Genomic DNA, 21571 nt, shown 5'->3' with positions numbered 1-21571 from the left:
GGACGGGAGATGAAGGGAAGATTCCATCTTGCAGGAACCGCCGCCTTGATCGCGGCGGCCATGATGCCGACGACGCAAGCCGGCGCCGCCGGCAAGCTGACGCTCTATTGCAGCCCGCAGATCGAATGGTGCCAGCTGGTCATCGAGGAGTTCCAGAAAGCCACCGGCATCGAAGTGGCGATGACCCGCAAGAGTTCGGGCGAGACCTTCGCCCAGGTCAAGGCGGAGAAGGACAATCCGAAGGGCGACGTGTGGTGGGGCGGCACCGGCGATCCGCACCTGCAGGCGGCCGAGGAAGGGCTGACGCTGGAATACAAGTCGCCGATGCTGGAAAAGCTGCACCCGTGGGCCCGCCAGCAGGCCGAGCAGGCCAAGTACCGGACCGTGGGCGTCTACATGGGCGCCCTGGGATTCGGCTATGACCCGGCGTTCCTGGCCAAGAAGAAGCTGTCCGAGCCCAAGTGCTGGGCCGACCTGACCAAGCCGGAATACAAGGGCGAAGTGCAGATCGCCAATCCCCATTCCTCGGGCACGTCCTACACCACGCTGGCCACCCTGGTGCAGATCTGGGGCGAAGCGAAGGCGTTCGACTACTTGAAGGCCCTGCACAAGAACATCAACCAGTACACCAAGTCGGGCTCCGCCCCCATCAAGGCGGCGGCACACGGCGAGACGGCCATCGGCATCACCTTCCTGCACGACGTGGTGACGCAGGCGGTCGAGGGCTTCCCGGTCAAGGCGGTGGCCCCCTGCGAGGGCACCGGCTTCGAGATCGGCTCGATGAGCATCATCAAGGGCGCCCGCAATCTGGAATCGGCCAAGAAGTTCTACGATTGGGCGCTGGGCCCCGAATCGCAGAAGCTGATGACCAAGGCCAAGGCCTATCAGGTGCCGTCGAACGCCAGCGTGACGCCGCCGCCGCAGGCGCCGAAGATGGAGCAGATCAAGCTCATCAACTACGACTTCGCCAAGTACGGCTCGTCGGAGGAGCGCAAGCGGCTGCTCGCCAAGTGGGACGCCGAGGTCAAGGACCTGCCGCGGTAAGGCCCCGATCTTGATCCCAAAGGCCAACAGACCCGTCGTCCTATGGCTTGCCGTGGGCTGGGCCGGCTTCGCCGTGCTGCCCTGGTACGCCATAGACGACGGGTTCTGGAGTTTCGCCTGGCTCGACGGCTACATTTTCGACGTCGGCTACGCCCCGGCGCTGTTCGCCGGCCTGCTGGCCGATCGGCCATGGCTGCTGCCGATCGGCCTTTTCCTGCTGGCGCCCGCCGCCATCCTCACGCGCCGCAAGACCGATCCGCTCTATGCCGCCGTCCTGCTGGCGGCCGGCGGCCTGGGATTGGCCTACGCCCTGATGCAGGGCTTCGCCGTCGGACTCCACGGCTGGAGTTGGAGTTTCATGGAGGCCGGGTTCGGCCCCATCGAGGTGCGCCAGTTCGGCATGGGCTATGGGGCGCTCTTCGTTTCCGCCGCCTTCCTGTTCCTGCTGTCGCAGGGCATCGCCGCCAAGGGCGCCGTCAACGGCGACGTCTTCGTGGTCGGCTCGATCGCGCTGATCGTCGCCCTGGTCGTCGCCTTCATCTTCTTCCCGGTGTCGCGCATCCTGATCAGCGCCGTCCAGGACAACGAGGGCGCCTTCGCCCCGGCGTCGTTCGTCACCAAGCTGCTGTCGCGCGACCTGTGGGGGGTCGGCTGCCTGACCGCCAGCGTCAATTGCGGCATCGCCTGGAACTCGCTGGGGCTGGCCATCATGGTCGGGGTGGGCACCGCCGTCCTCGGGCTGGCCTTCGCGCTGGCGGTGACGCGCACCGGCATCCCGGCCAAGGGGATGCTGCGCATCCTCACCATCCTGCCGATCATCACGCCGCCCTTCGTCATCGGGCTTGCCATCATCCTTCTCTTCGGCCGCGCCGGGGCGCTCAGCGTGTTCATGGAGTGGGCCTTCGGCATCGAGCCCAGCCGCTGGGTCTACGGCCTGGTCGGGGTGTGGGTGGCGCAGATGCTGGCCTTCACGCCGATCGCCTTCCTGGTGCTGATCGGCGTCGTCGAGGGGGTGAGCCCGGCCATGGAAGAGGCGGCCCAGACGCTGCGGGCCAGCCGCTGGCGGACCTTCACCACGGTGACGCTGCCGCTGATCCGCCCCGGGCTGGCCAACGCCTTCCTGCTGGGCTTCATCGAAAGCCTGGCCGACTTCGGCAACCCGATGGTGCTGGGCGGCGATTTCGAAGTGCTGTCGACGTCCACCTTCTACGCCATCGTCGGCGCCCAGAACGACCAGGCCCGGGCCGCCGTGCTGGCCATCGTGCTGCTCGGTTTCACGCTGTCGGCCTTCTACGCGCAACGCCGCTGGCTCGGCCGCAAATCCTATACAACCCTGACCGGCAAGGGCGATTCGGGTGTCCACCCGACGCTGCCGCGCAACCTGACCTGGATGGTCTACGGGACCGTCGTGCCGTGGGCGGCGCTGACCTTCGTCATCTACGCGATGATCATGTTCGGCGGCTTCGTCAAGCTGTGGGGGTTCGATCACAGCTTCACGCTGGATCACTACATCGAGGCCTTCGGCATTGCCTGGGGCCAGCACGGCATCGTGTGGGCCGGGGCCGCCTGGAACTCGTTCTCGACGACGCTCATGGTGTCGGCCGTCTCGACGGTGCCGACCGCCATCATCGGGCTCTTGACCGCGTACCTGCTGGTCCGCCAGCGCTTCCACGGCCAGGACGCCTTCGAGTTCGGGACCATGCTGAGCTTCGCCATTCCCGGCACCGTCATCGGCATTTCCTACATCCTGGCCTTCAACGTGCCGCCCATCGAGCTGACCGGGACCGGGGCGATCCTGGTCATCTGCTTCGTCTTCCGCAACATGCCGGTCGGCGTGCGCGCCGGCATCGCCGCCATGAGCCAGATCGACAAGAGCCTGGACGAGTCGTCCCTCACGCTGGGGGCCAACAGCTTCACCACCCTGCGCCGCGTGGTGCTGCCGCTGCTGCGCCCGGCCATCGTCGCCGCCATCGTGTTCAGCTTCGTGCGCGCCATGACGGCGATCAGCGCCGTCATCTTCCTGGTCAGCGCCCGCTACGACATGGCCACCTCCTACATCATCGGCCGCGTCGAAAACGGCGACTACGGCCTGGCCATCGCCTATTCCTCGGTCCTCATCCTGGTCATGGTGGTGGTGATCGCCGGAATTCAACTGGCGGTCGGCAAGCGCAAGCTCGGCCGCCGCGGCACCATCAAGACCGCGGGTCGTCCGGCCCTGGAGGTTGGCATTCCATGACGATCACCGGAAAGGCTGCGTCCGTCGAGTTCCGCAACGTCACCAAGGCGTTCGGCGCCGTCGTCGCGGTCAAGGATCTGACCTTCACCATCGAGGCCGGGGAACTGATCACCTTCCTCGGCCCCTCGGGCTGCGGCAAGACGACGACGCTGCGCATGATCGCCGGCCTGGAACTGGCGACATCGGGAAAGATCTTCATCGGCGATACCGACGTGACGACGCTGCCGGCCACCGACCGCGACGTCGCCATGGTCTTCCAGTCCTATGCGCTGTTCCCGCACATGACGGTGATCGAAAACGTCGCCTACGGCCTGGAGGTCGGCGGCCTCGGCAAGGCGGCGACGCGGGAGAAGGCGAGGGACGGGCTGCACCTGGTCGGCCTCGACGGGTTCGAGGAGCGCATGCCGAGCGAACTGTCGGGCGGCCAGCAGCAGCGGGTCGCGGTGGCCCGGGCCCTGGTGCTGGAACCCCAGGTGCTGCTGTTCGACGAGCCGCTTTCGAACCTCGACGCCAAGCTGCGACGCCGCATGCGCGAGGAAATCCGCGACCTCCAGCGCAAGCTGGGGCTGACCGCCGTCTACGTGACGCACGACCAGTCGGAGGCGTTGGCGGTATCGGACCGCATCGTCGTCATGAGGAACGCCGCCATCGCCCAGGTCGGCACCCCGCACGACCTTTACGAGCGGCCGGTCGACGCCTTCGTCGCCGACTTCATCGGCGACGCCAACCTGGTCGAGGCCGAAGTCGTGCGCGTCGAGGGCGCCGAGGCGGTGCTCCGGATCGGCGGCGTCGAAACCCGCCGGCCGCACCGCGGCGCCAAACCGGGCCCGGCCCATGTGGCCATCCGGCCGGAGGCCATCCACTTGGTCGAGGGCCCGGCGAATGGTGGGCTGGAGGGCAACGTGCTCAAGGCCGTCTACCTGGGCAGCCACCTGGAATACACGGTGGAATGCGCGCTGGGCGAGCTGTTCGTCATCGACCACGACCTCGATTCCCCGGTCCCCCAGGGCGCCACCGTGGCCATCCGCTTCACCGACCGCGGGCTCAACCTGGTGCGCGACGCCGGCTGATTGCTGCCGTCGACGCTCCCGCACGCATAGGTTTCGTGATAAAGTCTTTCAACTTCACACGAGCGGGAAGGACTTCGAACCATGCGTATCGGCGTTCCCAAGGAGATCAAGGTCCACGAGTACCGGGTCGGCCTGGTGCCGGCCGGCGTGCGCGAGCTCACCGCGCGGGGCCACACGGTGCTGGTCGAGACCGGGGCGGGGGTCGGCATCGGAATCGCCGACGCCGACTATCGGGCGGCCGGCGCCGAGATTGCCACCGACGCCGAAGAGGTGTTCGCGAAGGCCGAGCTGATCGTCAAGGTCAAGGAGCCCCAGGCCGAAGAACGCAAACGGCTGCGCGAGAACCTGGTGCTGTTCACCTACCTGCACCTGGCCCCCGACGCCGAGCAGACCCGCGACCTGGTGGCCGGCGGCGCCACCTGCATCGCCTACGAGACGGTGACGTCGCCCAAGGGCGGCCTGCCGTTGCTGGCGCCGATGAGCGAGGTGGCCGGGCGGATGTCGATCCAGGCCGGGGCCCACTGCCTGGAGAAGGAGAAGGGCGGCCGCGGGGTGTTGCTGGGCGGCGTGCCGGGGGTCGACCCGGCGAAGGTGGTGATCCTGGGCGGCGGCGTGGTCGGCAGCAACGCGGCGCTGGTGGCCCTCGGCATGGGCGCCGAGGTGGTGGTGCTCGACCGCGACATCGACGTGCTCAGAATATTGGTGAACCAGTTCGGGACGCGCCTCAAGACGGCCTTCTCCACCCACGCGGCCATCGAGACGCACATCGTGAACGCGGATGTGGTGGTGGGCGGCGTGCTGGTGCCGGGGGCGGCGGCGCCCAAGCTGGTCACCGAGGCGATGGTGCGCGCCATGGCGCCGGGCTCGGTGGTGGTCGACGTCGCCATCGACCAGGGCGGCTGCTTCGAGACCTCGCGGCCGACCACGCATGCGGAACCCACCTACATCGTCGGGGGCGTGATCCACTATTGCGTCGCCAACATGCCGGGCGCGGTGGCCCGCTCGTCGACGTTCGCGCTGACCAACGCGACGCTGCCCTTCGTGGCGGCGCTGGCCGACAAGGGCGTGAAGCGGGCGCTGGCCGACGATCGGCATCTGGCGTCCGGCCTCAACGTGCATCGCGGCCAGATCACCTGCGCCGGCGTCGCCGAAGCCCTCGACTATCCCTTCGTCGAACCGGAGAAGGCGCTGGCGGCGTAGGGCGCCGCCGACGGGAAGACCGCGAGCCCGGCGGACGGCGTCAAAAAACCGGCGCATTCCTATGGACGTGGCGGCAAAAACGCCTAAGTTTGGTCGATCTTTTGCCCCTTCCTGTCGGAGAACAATATGCCCGTCACCAACCGCATCGCCGATTTCCACGACGACATGATCGCCTGGCGCCGCGACCTGCACGCCCATCCCGAGATCGCCTTCGAGGAAAAGCGCACCTCGGATTTCGTCGCCGCCAAGCTGACCGAGTTCGGCATCGAGGTCCATCGCGGCCTGGGCAGGACCGGGGTCGTCGGCACGCTCAGGAACGGCGACGGTCCGGCCATCGGCCTTCGGGCCGACATGGACGCGCTGCCGATGACGGAGGCCAACGACCTTCCCTACAAATCGACCGTTCCCGGCAAGATGCACGCCTGCGGCCACGACGGCCACACCACCATGCTGCTGGGCGCCGCCCGCTATCTGGCCGAAACCAAGCGCTTCAAGGGCACCGTGCGGTTCATCTTCCAGCCGGCCGAGGAGGGCAAGGGGGGCGGCCGCGAGATGGTCCAGGACGGGCTGTTCGAGAAGCTGCCGGTCGACACCGTCTATGGCATGCACAACTGGCCGGGCATGAAAGTCGGGACCTTCGCCGTCAAGCCGGGGCCGATGATGGGGGCTTCGGACGATTTCGACCTGGTGATCACGGGCCGGGGCGGGCACGGCGCGATGCCGCATCTCTGCGTCGATCCGGTGGCGATCGGCGCCGAGATCGTCGGCGCGTTCCAGAAGATCGCCAGCCGCACCACCCATCCGGTCGACTCGGTGGTCGTTTCCGTCACCAATTTCCATGCCGGGGAAGCCTATGGCGTCATCCCCGAAACCGCCACCCTGCGCGGCACCGTGCGCACCTTCCGCACCGAGGTGCAGGACGCCACCGAGGCGGCCATGCGGCGCATCGCCGACGGCATCTCGGCGGCGCACGGCGCCACCGCCCGGCTTACGTATGTCCGCCGCTATCCGGCGACCCTCAACCACGAGGCGGAGGCGGCGATCGCCGCCCGCGTGGCCGACGCCGTGGTCGGGGAAGCCAATGTCGATCGCAACCCGACGCCGACCATGGGCGCCGAGGATTTCTCGTTCATGCTGAACCGGCGGCCGGGGTGCTACATCTGGGCCGGTTCGGGCGAAAAGACGCCGAACCTGCACAGCGCCAGCTACGACTTCAACGACGACCTGCTGCCGGTCGGCGCCAGCTACTGGGCGCAGTTGGCCGAGACCGTGCTGGCTTGAGTTAGGGCATTTTCCGCTCGGGCGGGATCATTCTTCATCGTCACTCCCGCGCAAGCGCTACGGGATGCACACATCTCGGACGCCGTGCTCATCTCCCTCTCCGCCCCCTGGGGGCGGAGAGGGTCGGTCCAGCGGAGCCGGATCAAGGGAGGTGAGGTGGGATTTCGGGCATCCCCCCCCACGAACACGACAACGGCACCGCCACCTCACCCTCCCCATCGCTGGCGCGATGGGTCCCCTCCCTCTCCCCCGTCGTGCGGCGGAGAGGGCGAATTTAGGAAATTTCGGGGACACCATATTTAATTCCCCTTTATTCACCTGCGGCTTTGGTGAACATGCGTGAATTAAATATGGTGTCCCCGAAATTAACGGTCAGGCCGCCATCCGCAGACGGAAGGTGGTGCCGGCGTCGAAGCCGACCAGGCCGTCGCCCCAGGCGCGGCGGAAGGCGTCGGTGTGCTTGTCGCCGGTGCAGTGGGACGGCCCCATGCGGCGCACGCCCAGCCCCTTGAGGCCGTCGATCACCCGCTCGGCGACGTCGGTTTCGGAATCCTTGAGGTGGAAGCCACCCAGCACCACGTCGATGGCCCCGGGCACGATCTCGCTGGCCCGCCTGACGATGTCGAGGACGTCGGGATGGGCGCAGCCGGTCAGCACCGCGGCGCCGGCCTCGCCCTCGAACACCAGGGCCTGCTCGCGGCGATCGACGGCCAGGTGTTCGCCACCCATCTCGCCGGTGGAGTGAAGGCCCTTGACGATTTCGACCGGCCCGTCGACCACCGTGACCTTGGCCCCCAGCAGGGCGGCGTGCTCGCGAAAGACGGAAGAGACGGCGCGCGGAATGAACGCCTCGACGCCCGGGCGCGCCCGGTGCAGGAAGGCGAACAGGCCGCCCGAATGATCCCAGTGGGCGTGCGAGAGGACCACCACCTCCACCGCCTTCGGGTCCTTGCCCAGGGCGGCCATGTTGTCGAGCAGGATGACGCCGTCGCCGCCGGTATCGAACAGGACGGTCCGGGACAGCCCCTCGATCAGGCAGGACAAACCATGGGCCGCCTTCAGCCTGGGGTCGCGGGTCGTGTTGTTGAACAGCACGGTGATGGTCACGTCGTGGGCCGGCATGCATTCCTCCTCGTGTGGCGTCTTGTTGCGGCGCTGGATCGTCGCCCGGCCGCCGGGAACTTCATAGGTTTTCGCAGTAGAAATAGCGGATTTCCTGGCGGATCTTCGAATGGACCAGCCCGTCGTTGAGCAGGAGCTCGAGGTACTTCAGCGTCTCGTTGCGGTTGACGCCGCTCAGGTGCGCGAGATCGTCCAGCGTCTTCGGGCCGCCCTGCAGAAGATCGAGGACGCGGGCCCGGCCGGCCAGAAACTCGTGCTCCTCCATGGTGCCGGAAAAGCCGCACACCACCTCGGTCTTCGGCCCGAACAGCGGGGCCAGTTCGGCCAGCCGCTGGCGCGACGGCGCCTTGGCGAACACCTCGGCCGGCGGCCGCGACACGGTATTGATCTGCACCTTGTCGGCGCGCACGCGGGCGGCGTGAAAAGCGATCTTGCGCGCCTCGTCCTCGGCCGCCGTCAGGTCGTCGAGCAGGAAGATCTCCAGCCACAGGCGGCCGGGAAAGGCGTGCGAAAAGGTGGCCAGGCCATCGACCATGGCGGTGAAATCGACGGCGGGATGGGGCCGGTTGACGGTGGCGAACATGGCGGCGTCGCCGGCGTCCAGTGACGGAATAACCAGATCGGCGGCCATCAGCTCGTCGCGCACCTGGGGATCGCCCAGCAGGGAGCTGTTGGTCAGCACCGCCACCGGAATATCGGTCAGCGTCTTGATCGTGCGCACGATGTCGCCGCAGTCCGAATGAAGCGTCGGCTCGCCCGAGCCGGAAAGCGTGATGAAATCGACCTTAACGCCCGACGCCAGCCGTTCCTCCACCTCCATCAGGATGTCGGTCATCGGCACGTATTCGCGCCGCTCGACCGTCTTGAAGGTGGTCCGCCCCAACTGGCAATAGATGCAGTCGTAGCTGCAGGCCTTGGTGGGCACCAGATCGACGCCGAGGGACCGCCCCAGCCGCCGCGAGGGGACCGGCCCGAACACGTTGCGGATGCGCATGGACGCTCTCGCCCCTTCTTGTTCTGTCGCAGGACCGCGGCCGGTCCGGTGGCCGCCCTTGGAAGGTAGGGCCGGATCGCCGTCCAGTCAAACGGCTTGCTGGATCTGCGGAATACTTCAAAAAATGTCTATAACCTGCTGGAATCGCGCCGCTTTTCGCAAATGCGAATGCCTCGCTGTCGCCGTTCAGGGCGTTGATCCCGGCATCAAAAGGAGGTATACAACCCGGACTCTAGTACGGATCCGCGGGTCCACGGCCCGGGTGATCGCGTGGGGGCGGCAGGCGTCGCCCTGCAGAGCGGAAGTTCGAGTTGGCTGAACTAAAGACGAGGAGTTCAAGAAATGGCCCTGATGATCAACGACGACTGCACGAACTGCGACGCCTGCGTCGAATCGTGCCCCAATGAAGCAATCAGCGAAGGCGACACCACCTATGTGATCGACCCCGCCAAGTGCACCGAATGCGTCGGCGCCGAGGACGAGCCCCAGTGCGCCCTGGTGTGCCCGGTCGACGCTTGCGTTCCCGATCCGAACCGCCGGGAATCGAAGGACGTGCTGCAGGCCCGTTACGAGAAGCTGCACGCCTGATCGCCAAGAATTTCGAGATCAAGCCCGGCGGGCCCTCCGCCGGGCTTTTTTTATGCGTGCGGCCGAGGCGGGTTAGCGAACGAGGACCGCCCTGATGGGCGAGGGGGTTCCGGCCTCGACCACGGCGGCCGGCGCCGTGGGCTGCGCCGCGGAAGGCTCGGCGCCTTCGGCCATGAACAGCGACTCGGCCGCCAGCAGGGCATCGGCACCCGCCGCCAGTACCGGCTCGCGCAGGAACCAGAAGCCGCCGGCGGCCGCCGCGCCGATGACGCCGATCAACCCCAGCGCCGACAGGGTGGCGCGCAGACGCGCCAGCCGGACGGCCCGCCGGATGACCCGCCGCGGCCGCGGACAATGGCGCCCGCGGGCGCGCCCTACAGGCAAAAAAGAGGGAAGGGGGAATTGGCGGGGGCGCGGCATCGTATCGCTACAGATAAAAATCGAAGACAATAGTATCTCTAATGTAAAAACTATTCTCAATTATTATAAAGGTCAACGTTTTTATTGATTCAAATTTGTCAACAATTAAGTCTAAATTTTCAATAAAATTTTATGCAATTTCCATTTTTCCCAAAAGGAAGGCCGGCACCATGCCGGCGCCGGCCCCCGTCCTGTCCTTCCGCGTTCGTCAGATGGCCTTCGGGCGCAGGTCGCGCACCCGGACCGCCTTGCCCTGCGAGCGCGGCACCTCGCCCGGCGTCAGCACCACGGCCCGGCAGGTGACGCCGACCATCGCCTTGACGTGGTTGGCGACCTTTTTGGCGATGGACGGGTATTGGTCGACCGGCACGCCCAACTTGGCCTCCACCTCGACCGTCATCGTGTCCATGGACCCCTCGCGCTGGATGACCAGCTGATAATGGGGCTCGATGCTCGGCAGGCCGAGCAGGTGGGCCTCGACCTGCGAGGGATAGACGTTGACGCCGCGGATGATCAGCATGTCGTCGTTGCGCCCGGTGACCCTGAGGATGCGCGCGTGGGTGCGGCCGCAGGCGCACGGCTCGTCGGTGAGCCGCGTGATGTCGCGGGTGCGATAGCGGATCATCGGCTGCGCCCATTTGGCGAGCGTGGTGATGACCAGTTCGCCCTGTTCGCCGTGCAGCACCGGATCGCCCGTCTCGGGATCGATCACCTCGAACAGGAAGCAGTCCTCCCAGCCGTGCAGGCCGGCCCGGGCCTCGATGCACTCGGCGGCAACGCCGGGGCCGATGATCTCGGACAGGCCGTAGATGTCGACCGCCTTGATCCCCAGGCGCGCGTCCAGCTCGTGGCGCAGGTTCTCGCTCCACGGCTCGGCGCCGAAGACGCCGACCCGAAGCGGGCCCCCCTTGATGTCGACCCCGGTCTTCTCGGCAACCTCGGCGATATGCAGCGCGTAGGACGGCGTCGAGCACAGGACCTGGGCCTCGAAGTCCTTCATCAGCACGATCTGGCGCTCGGTGTTGCCCCCCGATACCGGGGTCACCGTGCAGCCCAGCCGCTCGGCCCCGTAATGCGCCCCGAGGCCGCCGGTGAACAGGCCGTAGCCATAGGCGTTGTGCACGAAATCGCCGGGCCTGGCGCCCATGCAGGCGAGCGAGCGGGCCATCACCTCCGACCACACGTCGAGGTCTTCGCGGGTATAGCCGACGACGGTGGGCTTGCCGGTGGTGCCGGAGGAGGCATGGACGCGAATGACCTGCTCGCGCGGCACCGCGAACATGCCGAACGGATAGTGGCCCCTGAGGTCGTCCTTGGTGGTGAAGGGAAAGCGCTGGATGTCGTCCAGGGTCTTAAGATCGTCCGGGCTTACCCCGGCGGCGTCGAAGCGCTGCCGGTAATGGGCCACGTTGTCGTAGGCGTGGCGGACGATCTTTTTCAGCTTCTCCAGTTGCAGGGCGGCCAACTGGGGGCGCGCCATGGTCTCGATTTCGGGCGAGAACATGAACGTCTCGGTCGGTTTCGCGGTCATCACGTTTCCTCGGTCAGGCAAAGTCACGCCGGATGTTTCTTCGTCCGGGCAGCGTTGGCGGCTCACGATATTTCAATCGGCGACGGCAGACCATAAGAGTTTTGCGGTTGCTTCATCGAAGACGGTTGATCGAGATCTCCGGGTTCATCAACCGGCGGCGGTATTTCCCGTTTGATTTGTGTGGTTTTTATAGGCAGTCTGGACCCAATCGCGACGTTTGCTCGCCAAGGGTTGCCTAACCTGAAACCCACGAAAGGGGGAAAAACGATGTTTTCAACCGCACGATGGCGGGACCTGGCGGTCGCGGGGACGATTCTGGCGACAGCCGGGCTCTCCGCACCTCCGGGCCTGGCCGCCGAACCCATCCGGATCGGCACCTTCCTGTCGGTCACCGGCCCGGCCTCCTTCCTGGGAGACCCCGAACTCAAGACGCTCCAGATGTACGTCGAGAAGATCAACGCCGGGGGCGGCGTGCTGGGGCGCAAGGTCGAACTGGTCCACTACGACGACGCCGGCGACGCCAAGAAGGCGCAGACCGACGTCAAGCGCCTGATCAGCAGCGACAACGTCGACGTCATCGTCGGCGGCTCGACCACCGGCACCACCATGGCCGTGGTGCCGCTGGTGGAAAAGGCCGAGATCCCGATGATCTCGCTGGCCGGCGCCGCAGCCATCGTCGAACCGGTCAAGAAGTGGGTGTTCAAGACCCCGCACACCGACCGCATGGCCTGCGCCAAGATCTTCGAGGACATGGAGAAACGGGGCCTCAAGAAGATCGGCATGATCTCGGGCACCGACGGCTTCGGCAAGTCCATGCAGGACGAGTGCAAGAGCCTGGTCGCGGCCTATGGCATCCAGGTCCTGGCCGACGAGACCTATGGCCCCAAGGACACCGACATGACGCCCCAGCTCACCAAGATCAAGAACACGGCGGGCGTCCAGGCGGTGCTCAATCCCGGCTTCGGCCAGGGTCCGGCCATCGTGACGCGCAACTTCAAGCAGCTTGGCATCGGCCTGCCGCTTTATCAGTCGCACGGCGTCGCCTCGAAGAAGTTCATCGAACTGGCCGGCGACGCCGCCGAGGGCGTGCGGCTGCCGGCGGCCGGACTGGTGGTCGCCGACAAGCTGGCGGCCGCCGATCCCCAGAAGGCGGTGTGCCTGTCCTACATGCAGGCCTACGAGAAGGCCTTCGGGCAGGCGGTGTCGACCTTCGGCGGCCATGCCTACGACGGCCTGCAGATGGCGCTGGCCGCGATCAGCCGGGCGGGATCGACCGACAAGGCCAAGGTGCGCGCCGAGATCGAGAAGACCAGCGGCTACGTCGGCACCGGCGGCATCGTCAACCTGTCGGCCACCGATCACATGGGCCTCGACCTGTCGGCCTTCCACATGATCGAGATCCGCGGCGGCGACTGGACCATCGTCAACTGAACCGGGCGAAGCGGGACGGCGGCAGCGCCGTTCCGCGCCGCCCCGGCGCGCGCGATTTCGCGTTTGATTCGCCGCCGCGTCCCGTGCACTGTGGGGGCCGCGGCGCGTCGAGCCGCGGCCGCCGGACAGCGCATCGAAAACAGGGAAAGCAAGGGGGAAGACGTGACCTTCCGACACATCCTCGCCGGGTGCCGCTGGGCGGCGGCCGTGCTGATCGTCGCCGGCGGCGCCGCGGCGGCCGAGCCCATCCGCATCGGGACCTTCCTGTCGGTGACCGGACCGGCCTCGTTCCTGGGCGACCCGCAGCTCAAGACGCTGGAAATGTACGTCGAGACGATCAACAAGGCGGGCGGCGTTTTGGGCCGGCCCCTGGCGCTCGTGCACTACGACGTCGGCGAGGACGCCCGCAACGCCCAGACGGCGGTCAAGCGCCTGATCCAGAACGACAAGGTCGACGTCATCGTCGGCGGCTCGACCACCGGCACCACCATGGCCGTGGTGCCGCTGGTGGAGAAGGCCGAAATCCCGTTCATTTCGCTGGCCGCCGCGGTGGTGATCAGCGAGCCGGTCAAGAAATGGGTGTTCAAGATGGCGCACGCCGACAAGATGGCCTGCGCCAAGATCTTCGAGGACATGGAGAAGAAGGGCCTCCGGAAGATCGCCATGATTTCGGGCACCGGCGGTTTCGGCAAGTCCATGCGCGAACAGTGCCTGGGGCTGGTTTCCGCCTACCGCATCGAGGTGCTGGCCGACGAGACCTACGGCCCCAAGGACACCGACATGATGCCCCAGCTCACCAAGATGAAGGGCATCGCCGGCGTCCAGGCGGTACTGGTCGCCGACTTCGGGCAGGGGCCGGCCATCGTGACCCGCAACTACCGGCAGCTCGACGTGCCGCTGCCGCTTTACCAGTCGCACGGCGTGGCCTCGAAGAAGTTCATCGAGCTGGCCGGCGACGCCGCCGAGGGCGCGCGGCTGCCGGCGGCCGGTCTGGTGGTCGCCGACAAGCTGGCCGACGGCGACCCGCAAAAGGCCGTCGCGCTCGCCTACAAGAAAGCCTTCGAAACCCGCACCGGCCAGGCGGTGTCGACCTTCGGCGGCCACGCCTACGACGGCCTGCAGATCGCGCTGGCCGCCATCGTCCGGGCCGGCGGCACCGACAAGGCCAAGGTCAGGGACGAGATCGAGAAGACCAGCGGCTACGTCGGCACCGGCGGCATCGTCAACATGTCGGCGACCGACCACATGGGGCTGGATCTTTCGGCCTTCCACATGCTCGAAATCCGGGGCGGCGACTGGATGATCGTCGACTGAGACCCAAGCGCCCCGTCCTCGTTGCATCGGCCGGCGAGGGACGATATGAAGGGACGCCGCAGGGCGGCCAAGAATGGCGGCGGACGGAAAGCCGGCGCCGGACGCGGAAGGTCGAAGGGCCATCGCCGCGAACGATGAGGGGGGGCGTTTCCGTCGACACATGGCTGCTGAATTCCTCCAGTTCCTGTTTTCGGGAATCACCATCGGCGCGACCTACGCCCTGGTCGGCCTCGGCTTCTCGATCATCTACAACGCCAGCCACGTGATCAATTTCGCCCAGGGCGAATTCGTCATGCTGGGCGGCATGGGAACGGTGTTCTTCCTGGGACTCGGCCTGCCGCTGCCGCTGGCCATCCTGGCCGCCGTCGTCGTTACCGTGATCATCGGCCTGCTGCTCGAGAAGCTGGCCATCGAGCCGGCCCGCGACGGCTCGGTGGTCACGCTGATCATCATCACCATCGGCGCCTCCATCTTCCTTCGCGGCGCCGCCCAGGTGGTGCTGGGCAAGGAGTTCCACTCGCTGCCGCCGTTTTCCGGCGAGGTGCCCATCAATATCGGCGGCGCCGTCATCCTGCCGCAAAGCCTGTGGGTGATCGGCGGCGGCGCCGTCATGGTCTTCCTGATGTGGCTGTTCTTCGAGCGCATGAAGCTCGGCAAGGCGATGCTGGCCATGTCCTATAACCGGCTGGCGGCCCGCCTGGTCGGCATCAACGTGCGCATGGTGCTGATGCTGAGCTTCGTGCTGGCGGCGCTGCTGGGCGCCATCGGCGGCGCCCTGGTGGCGCCCCTTTCGGTGACCTACTACGAAGTCGGCATCATGCTGGGCCTCAAGGGCTTCTGCGCGGCCATCCTGGGCGGGCTGGGCAAGGGCTGGGGGGCGGTCGCCGGCGGCCTCATCCTGGGCGTCGCCGAGGCCATGGGCGCCGGCTATGTGTCGTCGGACTACAAGGACGCCATCGCCTTCGTCCTCATCCTGCTGGTCCTCTTCTTCATGCCGAGCGGCCTGTTCGGCCGCCGCGAAACGGAGCGCGTATGACGTCCCGCCTGATGACGCCCCGCGGCGGCGGACTGCTGGCGCTCGCCATCCTCATCGCGGCGACCCCGCTTATCCTGCCCAACGCCTTCTTCTTCGACGTGGCGGTCCGGGCCGGCATCAACGCCATCGTCTGCGTCGGCCTCAACCTCTTGATCGGCTATGCCGGGCAGATCAGCCTGGGTCACGCCGGCTTCCTCGGCCTCGGCGCCTACGGCTCGGCCGTGCTGACCGCCACCTACGGCTGGCCGCCGCTGCTGGCCATGGTCCTGGCCGCCGCCGCGGTGGGCGTGCTGGCCTTCGCCGTGGCCCGCCCGGTGCTGCGCCTCAAGGGCCACTACCTGGCGATGGCGACGCTGGGCCTCGGCGTCATCATCTCGATCGTCGTCAACAACGAAGCGGCCATCACCGGCGGCCCCGACGGCATGACGGTGCCGCCGCTCGACTTCGCCGGCTGGACCATCGACAGCGAGGGGGTGTGGTACTGGCTGGTCGGCCTCGCCCTGTGGGTCGCCGTCTGGCTGGCGCTCAACATCATCCATTCGCCGGTCGGCCGGGCGCTGCGTTCGGTCCACGGCTCGGAGGTCGCGGCCGAGGTGTCGGGCGTCGACACCACCCGCTACAAGACCCTGGTCTTCGTCATCTCGGCCATCCTGGCCTCGCTGGCCGGCAGCCTCAGCGCCCATTACGGCGGCTTCATCACGCCGTCGGACGTCAGCTTCTTCAAGTCGATCGAACTGGTCACCATGGTGGTGCTGGGCGGCATGGCCTCGACCTTCGGGGCGGTGGTGGGCGCCGTCATCCTGACCATCCTGCCGCAGGTGCTGACGTGGTTCGCCGACTACGAGCACATGATCTTCGGCCTGATCCTGATGCTCACCATGATCTTCATGCCGAAGGGCCTGGTGCCCAGCCTGACCGCGCTGTTTCGCATCCGGCTGGGCGCGCGCGGCGGGAGCGCCCCGCGATGAGCCTGCTTCGGGTCGAAAACCTCAGCAAGGAATTCGGCGGCGTCCACGCCGTCGAGGACCTGAGTTTCGGCATCGAGGCCGGCACCATCCATTCGATCATCGGACCGAACGGCGCCGGCAAGACGACGCTGTTCAACCTGATCAGCGGCCTCTATACGCCAACGGCCGGGCGCATCCTGCTGGCCGGCGAGGATGTCGTCGGCCTGGCGCCCTACGCGCTGGCGGCGCGCGGCCTGTCGCGCACCTTCCAGAACCTGCAGATCTTCTTCAACATGACGGCACTGGAAAACGTCATGGTCGGCCTGCACCTGCACCTCGACCGCCGGTTCTGGCCGACCGTGCTGCGCCTGGGCGCCATCGCCCGCAAGGAGGAGGAGGCCCGCCAGCGGGCGGCCGAGCTGATGCGCTTCGTCGGCCTGGCCTCCTATCTCGACGCCGATGCCTCATCCATGCCCTACGGCGCCCTGAAGCGTCTGGAAATCGCCCGCGCCCTGGCCTCCAGGCCCAAGATCCTGCTGCTCGACGAGCCGGCCGCCGGGCTGAACGCGGCCGAGACCGAGGCCATCGACGCCCTCATCCGCAAGACCGCCGAGACCGGCGTCACCGTAGTCCTGGTCGAGCACGACATGCGCCTGGTTATGGGGGTCTCCGATTACATCCTGGTGCTGGACAACGGCCGCAAGCTGGGCGAAGGGGCGGCCGCCGAGGTGCGCGTCAACCCGGCGGTCATCCAGGCCTATCTGGGCGCCGCGTCGTTGGGAGGCGCCGATGTCGCCCGCTGACCGCACCGCGGAAACCCGCGCCGCGCCGCTGCTCGAGGTCCGCGAGATCGACACCCACTACGGACGCATCCAGGCCCTGCGCAAGGTCAGCCTTCACATCGACGAGGGCGAACTGGTCGCCCTGGTCGGCAACAACGGCGCCGGCAAGTCGACCCTGCTGCACACCATTTGCGGCATCCAGCCCGCGTCCTCGGGCGACATCCTGTTCGAGGGCCGGAGCCTCGCCGGAATGCCGGCCGACCGCCGGGTGCGGCTCGGCATCTCGCAGGTCCCGGAGGCCCGCCAGGTGTTCGGCCCGATGTCGGTCGAGGACAACCTGCTGATGGGCGCTTTCACGCGATCGCGCCGCGACGCGCTCGCCGACCTGGAGCGCATGTACGAGATGTTCCCGGCGCTCGCCGCCAAGCGGCGCCAGCCGGCCGGCACGCTGTCGGGCGGCCAGCAGCAGATGCTGGCGATCGGCCGCGGGCTGATGGCCAAGCCGCGCCTGCTGCTGCTCGACGAACCGAGCATGGGCCTGGCCCCCAAGGTGACGGACGAGACGTTCGCCACCATCCGGGCGCTCAAGGCCGCCGGCACCACCATCTTCCTGGTCGAACAGAACGCCTCCTCGGCGCTGGCCGTGGCCGACCGCGGCTATGTGCTGGAAACCGGGGAAGTGGTCCTCACCGACCGGGGTCCCGCCCTGCTCGACAACGAGAACGTCAAGCGCGCCTATCTCGGGATGTAGGCCGCCAAGGAGACCGCGAATGGCCATCAAGCGTCTGTCCCACCAGGACCTTTGCCGCCGCCTGGGCGGCGTGCGCCTGCTGTCGCTCGACGTCGACGGCATCCTGACCGACGGCGGCCTCTACTTCGCCGACAACGGCCTGACGCTGCGCAAGTTCAACGTCAAGGACGGCCAGGGCATCAAGCACGTGCTGGAGGCCGGCATCGGGATCGCGATCATTTCGGCGGGCACCCAGGAGGCCATCCGGCGGCGCATGGAATCGCTGGGGATTCCCCACATCTTCACCGGCGTGCCGGACAAGCTCGAGGCCCTGACCGCGCTGTGCGACCGGCTGGGCATCGATCTGGCCCAGGTCGTCCACATGGGCGACGACGTCAACGACGTGGCGGTCATGGAAAGGGTGGGCTTTCCGATCACCGTGCCCGACGCGGCGACCGAGGCCCTGGATTGCGCCCTCTACGTCACCACCCGCATGGGCGGCATGGGCGCGGTGCGTGAAATCTGCGACCTGCTGGTCGCCGCCCGCCGTCAGCCGTAAGGCAAGCCTTTCAGCCGCCGGCGGCGCGCTCGTTCTGCCGGGGAGGTAGATCCGGCGCATTCGACTGCGGCGGATGCTCTTTGAGATCGGCGATCAGCTGCTGCATCTCGGCGATTTCCCTGACCTGCGCCTCAATGATTTCGTCCGCCAGCTTTCGGACGCGCGGATCGCGGATGTGGGCCCGCTCGCTGGTCAAGATGGCGATCGAGTGGTGCGGAATCATCGCCTTCATATAGGAAACATCGGAGACGGTATCCTGGCTGCGGACAAGCCACAGCGCGCCCGCGAAGACCATCATGCTTCCAATGATGATCGCGACATTCGCCCGCCCGTTCTCGTACATCCCCATCATGAACAGCATCATGACGACCGCCATGGTCGCGCCCATCACCACCGCCATCCAGGCGCGCGTCTGGCTGAACCACACATGGTCGAGCGCAAAGGTGTTGAGATACATGAGGACGAACATGACGACGGTCGACGTTACGATCATGGCGGCGAAACGGGTATAGCTCATGACACCCCCTCGTCATCGGCGCGACTGCTCGGCCATTCCACGAGGCCGCTCAACTGCGTAGACGACAGGATGTTCCACCGAAGCGGCGTGGATTTCAGCGTCAGGCCGCCATCGTCCGCCGGCCGGCGGCGCGCCATGAGCGGATGTCGCCCGACACCCCGTCCAGCGCCCCCGCCGCCAGCGCCTTGACCATCAGCCGGTCGGGCTGGCCGGGCATGGCGATGCCGGTCCCTTCCGCCGCCTTGAACCCGAACCGCGTGTAGTAGTCGGCGTCACCGACGAGAACGGCGATCCGATGCCCTTCCCGGCAGGCCATGGCCAAGGTCCGGCGGATCAGCGTCACCCCGATGCCGAGGCCGCGCAGCGCCGGCTCGACCGCCACCGGGCCCAGCAGGAGGGCCGGAACCGCGGCCTTCCCGATGGCCACCGGCCAGTAGGCGATGGTGCCGACGAGATGGCCGTCCTGGCGGGCGACGAGGCTGAGCGAGGGCAGGGGGGCGACGCCTTCGCGGAAGCGATAGGACGTCTTTTTATGCCGGTCGGCACCGAAAGCCAGATCGAGAAGGGCCTCGATGGCCGCATGGTCATCAGGATTGGGATGCGCGTATTCGTACATGGTGCGGTTCTCTCGGATCAGGTTGGACAGACGATTTCGGGAGGCAAGTGCGCCCACCTGTCGATCCGAACCGATTGGCCGAGGAGAGAGGGATCCCGGTTGCGGACGGACTCAGACGGCGGCGCGCTTGGGAAGCGCGGCCCGGCGTCGTCGTCGCAATATCCGAACGAGGATCATACGGAAACCTCCGATTGAACAGACGTCGATTTAACTCATTCCGGAAAATTGTCAATGGGCAATTCGACGGGTCCCGGAAAATCGCCCGGCGGCGGCCGGCGCAAGGGCCGCGCCGCGATTGTCCGGCCCGGCGAAAACCGCTATAGAGGAAGCCATGCGATGGCAATGGCTCCTTTTTCTGGCGGCGGCGCTCGCCTTGACGGCGGAGGGATGCGCGTGGCCGGAGCCCTATGTCTACCGACTCCAGGAATTCGACCGCGGCCTGGAGACGTTCGGCAAGGAGCCGGCGAACATCAAGTCGGTCGGCATCTGCTACAACAAGAAGAACGCTACGCCCGAGCGGATCGCCGAGATGGCCAAGGCCGAATGCGCCAAGTCCGGCAAGGTCGCGCGTTACAGCCACCAGAAACGCCTGGAATGCCCGATTACGACACCGATGGAGGCGGTCTATCTTTGCGAGACGCAGTCGACCCTTTCGCAATGGCCTTTATCCCCGTCGCCGCTTCCGCGCTGACGTCGCCGGCCCCGCTTGCGGCAAAACCGGCGAGACGGGCCCGCATGCGCCGCACATGGCCGCCTTCCCAGTAGATCTTGTCGCATCGCGGGCAACGATGGAGCGGCTCCGGCAAATGGGCCATCGCGGGCGGCAGGGCGGCGCGGTCGACAGCGGTGGCCGGCACCAGCGACGCATTGCAGAGCAGACAGCGGCTGAACGGGCGGTACGACCAGTCGACGGGCAGGCGCGCCGCCAATTCGCGGGCGCAGCCGTCGGTGCCCTCGGCGGCCAACAGCACGACGCGGCCGGCCGCCGCCCGGTGCTCCAGCAGATGGCGGTCGCGGCTGACGACGATGCGCTCCTCGGCCGCCGCCTGGCGCAGCAGATCGCGGTCCTGGGCGCCGTCGCCGGCGATGGCCGTGTCGTAGCCGGCGGCGCGCAGCCAGCGTCCCAGTCCTTGCAGCATCTCGTCGCACAGGAATTTCATCGTTCCACCATGGACATCTCCTTCCGATATATGATGGCCGTCCTCCGTCCAGCCAACGATCGTGGAAGCGCGTGAACAAGGTGTTGGCATCGCTGGGCAGTATCGTCGCCGTCGTGGCCATCGCCTATCTGGCGCTGGTCGTCCTGTTGTTCCTTTTCCAGAGAAGCCTGATGTACCATCCGGCCGCCGCGGTGCCGACGCCGGCCGACAGCGGCGTCGGCGACATGCGGGTGGTCGACCTGCACACCGAGGACGGCCTGACGCTCAAGGCCTGGTATGCGCCGCCCCGGGCCGCCGACGGGCCGGTCGTCGTCTATTTTTGCGGCAACGCCGGGCACATCGGCTATCGGGCCTTCAAGGTCCGCCGCCTGCTCGACGCCGGGTTTGGCGCCCTGCTGGTCGGTTACAGGGGGTTCGGCGGCAATCCCGGCCACCCGACCGAGGCCGGGCTTTATGCCGACGGGCGGGCGGCCCTGCGGTTCCTGGCCGGCAACGGGCTGGCCGGCGACCGCATCGCGCTCTATGGCGAATCGCTGGGCTCCGGCGTCGCCGTCCGCATGGCCCGGGAACAGGCCGGGGTGGCCCCCGTCGCCGCCGTCGTCCTCGAAACGCCCTATACCTCGATCGCCGACGTCGCCGCCTGGCACTATCCCTTCGCGCCGGCCCGCTGGCTGGTCCGCGACCGCTTCGACGCGCTTTCCGCGATCGGCGCCATTCGCGCGCCCCTGCTGGTCTTCCACGCCAAGGACGACGGCATCATCCCCATCGATCTCGCCCGCCGCCTGTTCGCCGCCGCCACCGAGCCCAAGGAAGCGCGATGGTTCGATGCCGGCGGCCACGGCGGGCTGTTCGAAGCCGGCGCCGGCGATCTCGTCATCGACTTCATCCGACGCGCCGCCACCGCCGGCCAAACCGGCCGGAATCCGCCCTTGCCCCGCTGACGCCGCCGCGTGTGCCCCGGGATTGGTTGAAAAGCCCCGGGGGAAGGTCTAT

22 protein-coding genes are annotated in these 21571 nt (G+C 67.2%); 15 read left to right on the top strand and 7 right to left on the bottom strand.

Going from position 1 to position 21571, the window contains the following annotated elements; translation table 11 throughout:
* The first annotated feature begins 9 nt into the window (after window positions 1-9).
* The 5 genes from ODR01_RS06310 to ODR01_RS06290 all read left to right on the top strand — a co-directional run bounded on the left by ODR01_RS06310 (window position 10) and on the right by ODR01_RS06290 (window position 6831).
* Window positions 10-1044, top strand: a complete 1035-nt coding sequence (locus ODR01_RS06310) for an ABC transporter substrate-binding protein (RefSeq protein WP_316976759.1) — start codon at window positions 10-12, stop codon at window positions 1042-1044.
* 10 nt (window positions 1045-1054) lie between these two features.
* On the top strand, window positions 1055-3280 hold the full coding sequence (locus ODR01_RS06305) for an ABC transporter permease (RefSeq protein WP_316976758.1): 2226 nt from the start codon (window positions 1055-1057) through the stop codon (window positions 3278-3280).
* Window positions 3277-4350: an ABC transporter ATP-binding protein gene (locus ODR01_RS06300; RefSeq protein ID WP_316976757.1), complete on the top strand. Its 1074-nt coding sequence runs from the start codon at window positions 3277-3279 to the stop codon at window positions 4348-4350. The genes ODR01_RS06305 and ODR01_RS06300 overlap by 4 nt, the downstream gene beginning before the upstream one ends.
* 81 nt (window positions 4351-4431) lie before the next feature.
* The gene (ald, locus tag ODR01_RS06295) at window positions 4432-5550 is read left to right on the top strand and encodes an alanine dehydrogenase (RefSeq protein ID WP_316976756.1); all 1119 of its coding nucleotides are present in this window, start codon (window positions 4432-4434) and stop codon (window positions 5548-5550) included.
* A gap of 126 nt (window positions 5551-5676) precedes the next feature.
* Window positions 5677-6831 carry a M20 aminoacylase family protein gene (locus ODR01_RS06290; protein ID WP_316976755.1) on the top strand — a complete coding sequence of 385 codons (1155 nt, stop codon included), beginning with the start codon at window positions 5677-5679 and terminating at the stop codon, window positions 6829-6831.
* Between the two features lie 372 nt (window positions 6832-7203).
* On the opposite strand, the gene ODR01_RS06285 is transcribed toward ODR01_RS06290, so the two are convergent.
* Window positions 7204-7953 (bottom strand): MBL fold metallo-hydrolase, encoded by a 750-nt coding sequence (locus tag ODR01_RS06285; RefSeq protein WP_316976754.1) that lies wholly within the window; start codon window positions 7951-7953, stop codon window positions 7204-7206.
* 61 nt (window positions 7954-8014) lie between these two features.
* Entirely contained in the window at window positions 8015-8947 is a 933-nt protein-coding gene (locus tag ODR01_RS06280) for a radical SAM protein (RefSeq protein WP_316976753.1), read from the bottom strand.
* 342 nt (window positions 8948-9289) lie between these two features.
* On the opposite strand from ODR01_RS06280, the gene ODR01_RS06275 reads away from it, so the two are divergent.
* On the top strand, window positions 9290-9535 hold the full coding sequence (locus ODR01_RS06275) for a YfhL family 4Fe-4S dicluster ferredoxin (RefSeq protein ID WP_316976752.1): 246 nt from the start codon (window positions 9290-9292) through the stop codon (window positions 9533-9535).
* A gap of 72 nt (window positions 9536-9607) precedes the next feature.
* On the opposite strand, the gene ODR01_RS06270 is transcribed toward ODR01_RS06275, so the two are convergent.
* Both ODR01_RS06270 and ODR01_RS06265 read right to left on the bottom strand, forming a co-directional pair.
* Window positions 9608-9955 carry a hypothetical protein gene (locus ODR01_RS06270; protein ID WP_316976751.1) on the bottom strand — a complete coding sequence of 116 codons (348 nt, stop codon included), beginning with the start codon at window positions 9953-9955 and terminating at the stop codon, window positions 9608-9610.
* Window positions 9956-10163: 208 nt separating this feature from the next.
* On the bottom strand, window positions 10164-11486 hold the full coding sequence (locus tag ODR01_RS06265; RefSeq protein WP_316976750.1) for a phenylacetate--CoA ligase family protein: 1323 nt from the start codon (window positions 11484-11486) through the stop codon (window positions 10164-10166).
* Between the two features lie 267 nt (window positions 11487-11753).
* Here ODR01_RS06265 and ODR01_RS06260 point away from each other — a divergent pair, with 267 nt between their 5' ends.
* From ODR01_RS06260 to ODR01_RS06230, 7 genes are all read left to right on the top strand, one after another.
* Window positions 11754-12917 (top strand): ABC transporter substrate-binding protein, encoded by a 1164-nt coding sequence (locus ODR01_RS06260; protein WP_316976749.1) that lies wholly within the window; start codon window positions 11754-11756, stop codon window positions 12915-12917.
* Between the two features lie 162 nt (window positions 12918-13079).
* A complete protein-coding gene (locus ODR01_RS06255; protein ID WP_316976748.1) occupies window positions 13080-14231 on the top strand; it encodes an ABC transporter substrate-binding protein in 1152 nt (383 codons plus the stop codon).
* A gap of 160 nt (window positions 14232-14391) precedes the next feature.
* Window positions 14392-15267 (top strand): branched-chain amino acid ABC transporter permease, encoded by an 876-nt coding sequence (locus ODR01_RS06250; RefSeq protein ID WP_316976747.1) that lies wholly within the window; start codon window positions 14392-14394, stop codon window positions 15265-15267.
* The gene (locus ODR01_RS06245) at window positions 15264-16235 is read left to right on the top strand and encodes a branched-chain amino acid ABC transporter permease (protein WP_316976746.1); all 972 of its coding nucleotides are present in this window, start codon (window positions 15264-15266) and stop codon (window positions 16233-16235) included. The genes ODR01_RS06250 and ODR01_RS06245 overlap by 4 nt, the downstream gene beginning before the upstream one ends.
* The gene (locus tag ODR01_RS06240; RefSeq protein WP_316976745.1) at window positions 16232-17017 is read left to right on the top strand and encodes an ABC transporter ATP-binding protein; all 786 of its coding nucleotides are present in this window, start codon (window positions 16232-16234) and stop codon (window positions 17015-17017) included. The genes ODR01_RS06245 and ODR01_RS06240 overlap by 4 nt, the downstream gene beginning before the upstream one ends.
* Window positions 17004-17747 (top strand): ABC transporter ATP-binding protein, encoded by a 744-nt coding sequence (locus ODR01_RS06235; protein WP_316976744.1) that lies wholly within the window; start codon window positions 17004-17006, stop codon window positions 17745-17747. The genes ODR01_RS06240 and ODR01_RS06235 overlap by 14 nt, the downstream gene beginning before the upstream one ends.
* A gap of 19 nt (window positions 17748-17766) precedes the next feature.
* The gene (locus ODR01_RS06230) at window positions 17767-18285 is read left to right on the top strand and encodes a KdsC family phosphatase (RefSeq protein WP_316976743.1); all 519 of its coding nucleotides are present in this window, start codon (window positions 17767-17769) and stop codon (window positions 18283-18285) included.
* Between the two features lie 10 nt (window positions 18286-18295).
* On the opposite strand, the gene ODR01_RS06225 is transcribed toward ODR01_RS06230, so the two are convergent.
* Window positions 18296-18802, bottom strand: coding sequence for a DUF305 domain-containing protein (locus tag ODR01_RS06225; protein ID WP_316976742.1), 507 nt, complete (start codon window positions 18800-18802; stop codon window positions 18296-18298).
* 100 nt (window positions 18803-18902) lie between these two features.
* Window positions 18903-19418, bottom strand: a complete 516-nt coding sequence (locus tag ODR01_RS06220) for a GNAT family N-acetyltransferase (protein ID WP_316976741.1) — start codon at window positions 19416-19418, stop codon at window positions 18903-18905.
* Window positions 19419-19749: 331 nt separating this feature from the next.
* On the opposite strand from ODR01_RS06220, the gene ODR01_RS06215 reads away from it, so the two are divergent.
* On the top strand, window positions 19750-20109 hold the full coding sequence (locus ODR01_RS06215; protein WP_316976740.1) for a hypothetical protein: 360 nt from the start codon (window positions 19750-19752) through the stop codon (window positions 20107-20109).
* On the opposite strand, the gene ODR01_RS06210 is transcribed toward ODR01_RS06215, so the two are convergent.
* Entirely contained in the window at window positions 20021-20578 is a 558-nt protein-coding gene (locus tag ODR01_RS06210; protein ID WP_316976739.1) for a DUF5615 family PIN-like protein, read from the bottom strand. The genes ODR01_RS06215 and ODR01_RS06210 overlap by 89 nt on opposite strands.
* Before the next feature lie 71 nt (window positions 20579-20649).
* Here ODR01_RS06210 and ODR01_RS06205 point away from each other — a divergent pair, with 71 nt between their 5' ends.
* Complete coding sequence (locus ODR01_RS06205) at window positions 20650-21519, top strand: alpha/beta hydrolase (protein ID WP_316976738.1); 870 nt, start codon at window positions 20650-20652, stop codon at window positions 21517-21519.
* Window positions 21520-21571 lie beyond the last annotated feature (52 nt).

Source organism: Shumkonia mesophila, assembly GCF_026163695.1.
Lineage (GTDB): Bacteria > Pseudomonadota > Alphaproteobacteria > Rhodospirillales > Shumkoniaceae > Shumkonia > Shumkonia mesophila.
Note: the sequence above shows the minus strand (reverse complement) of the source record. Positions and strands in the feature narration are given on the sequence as shown.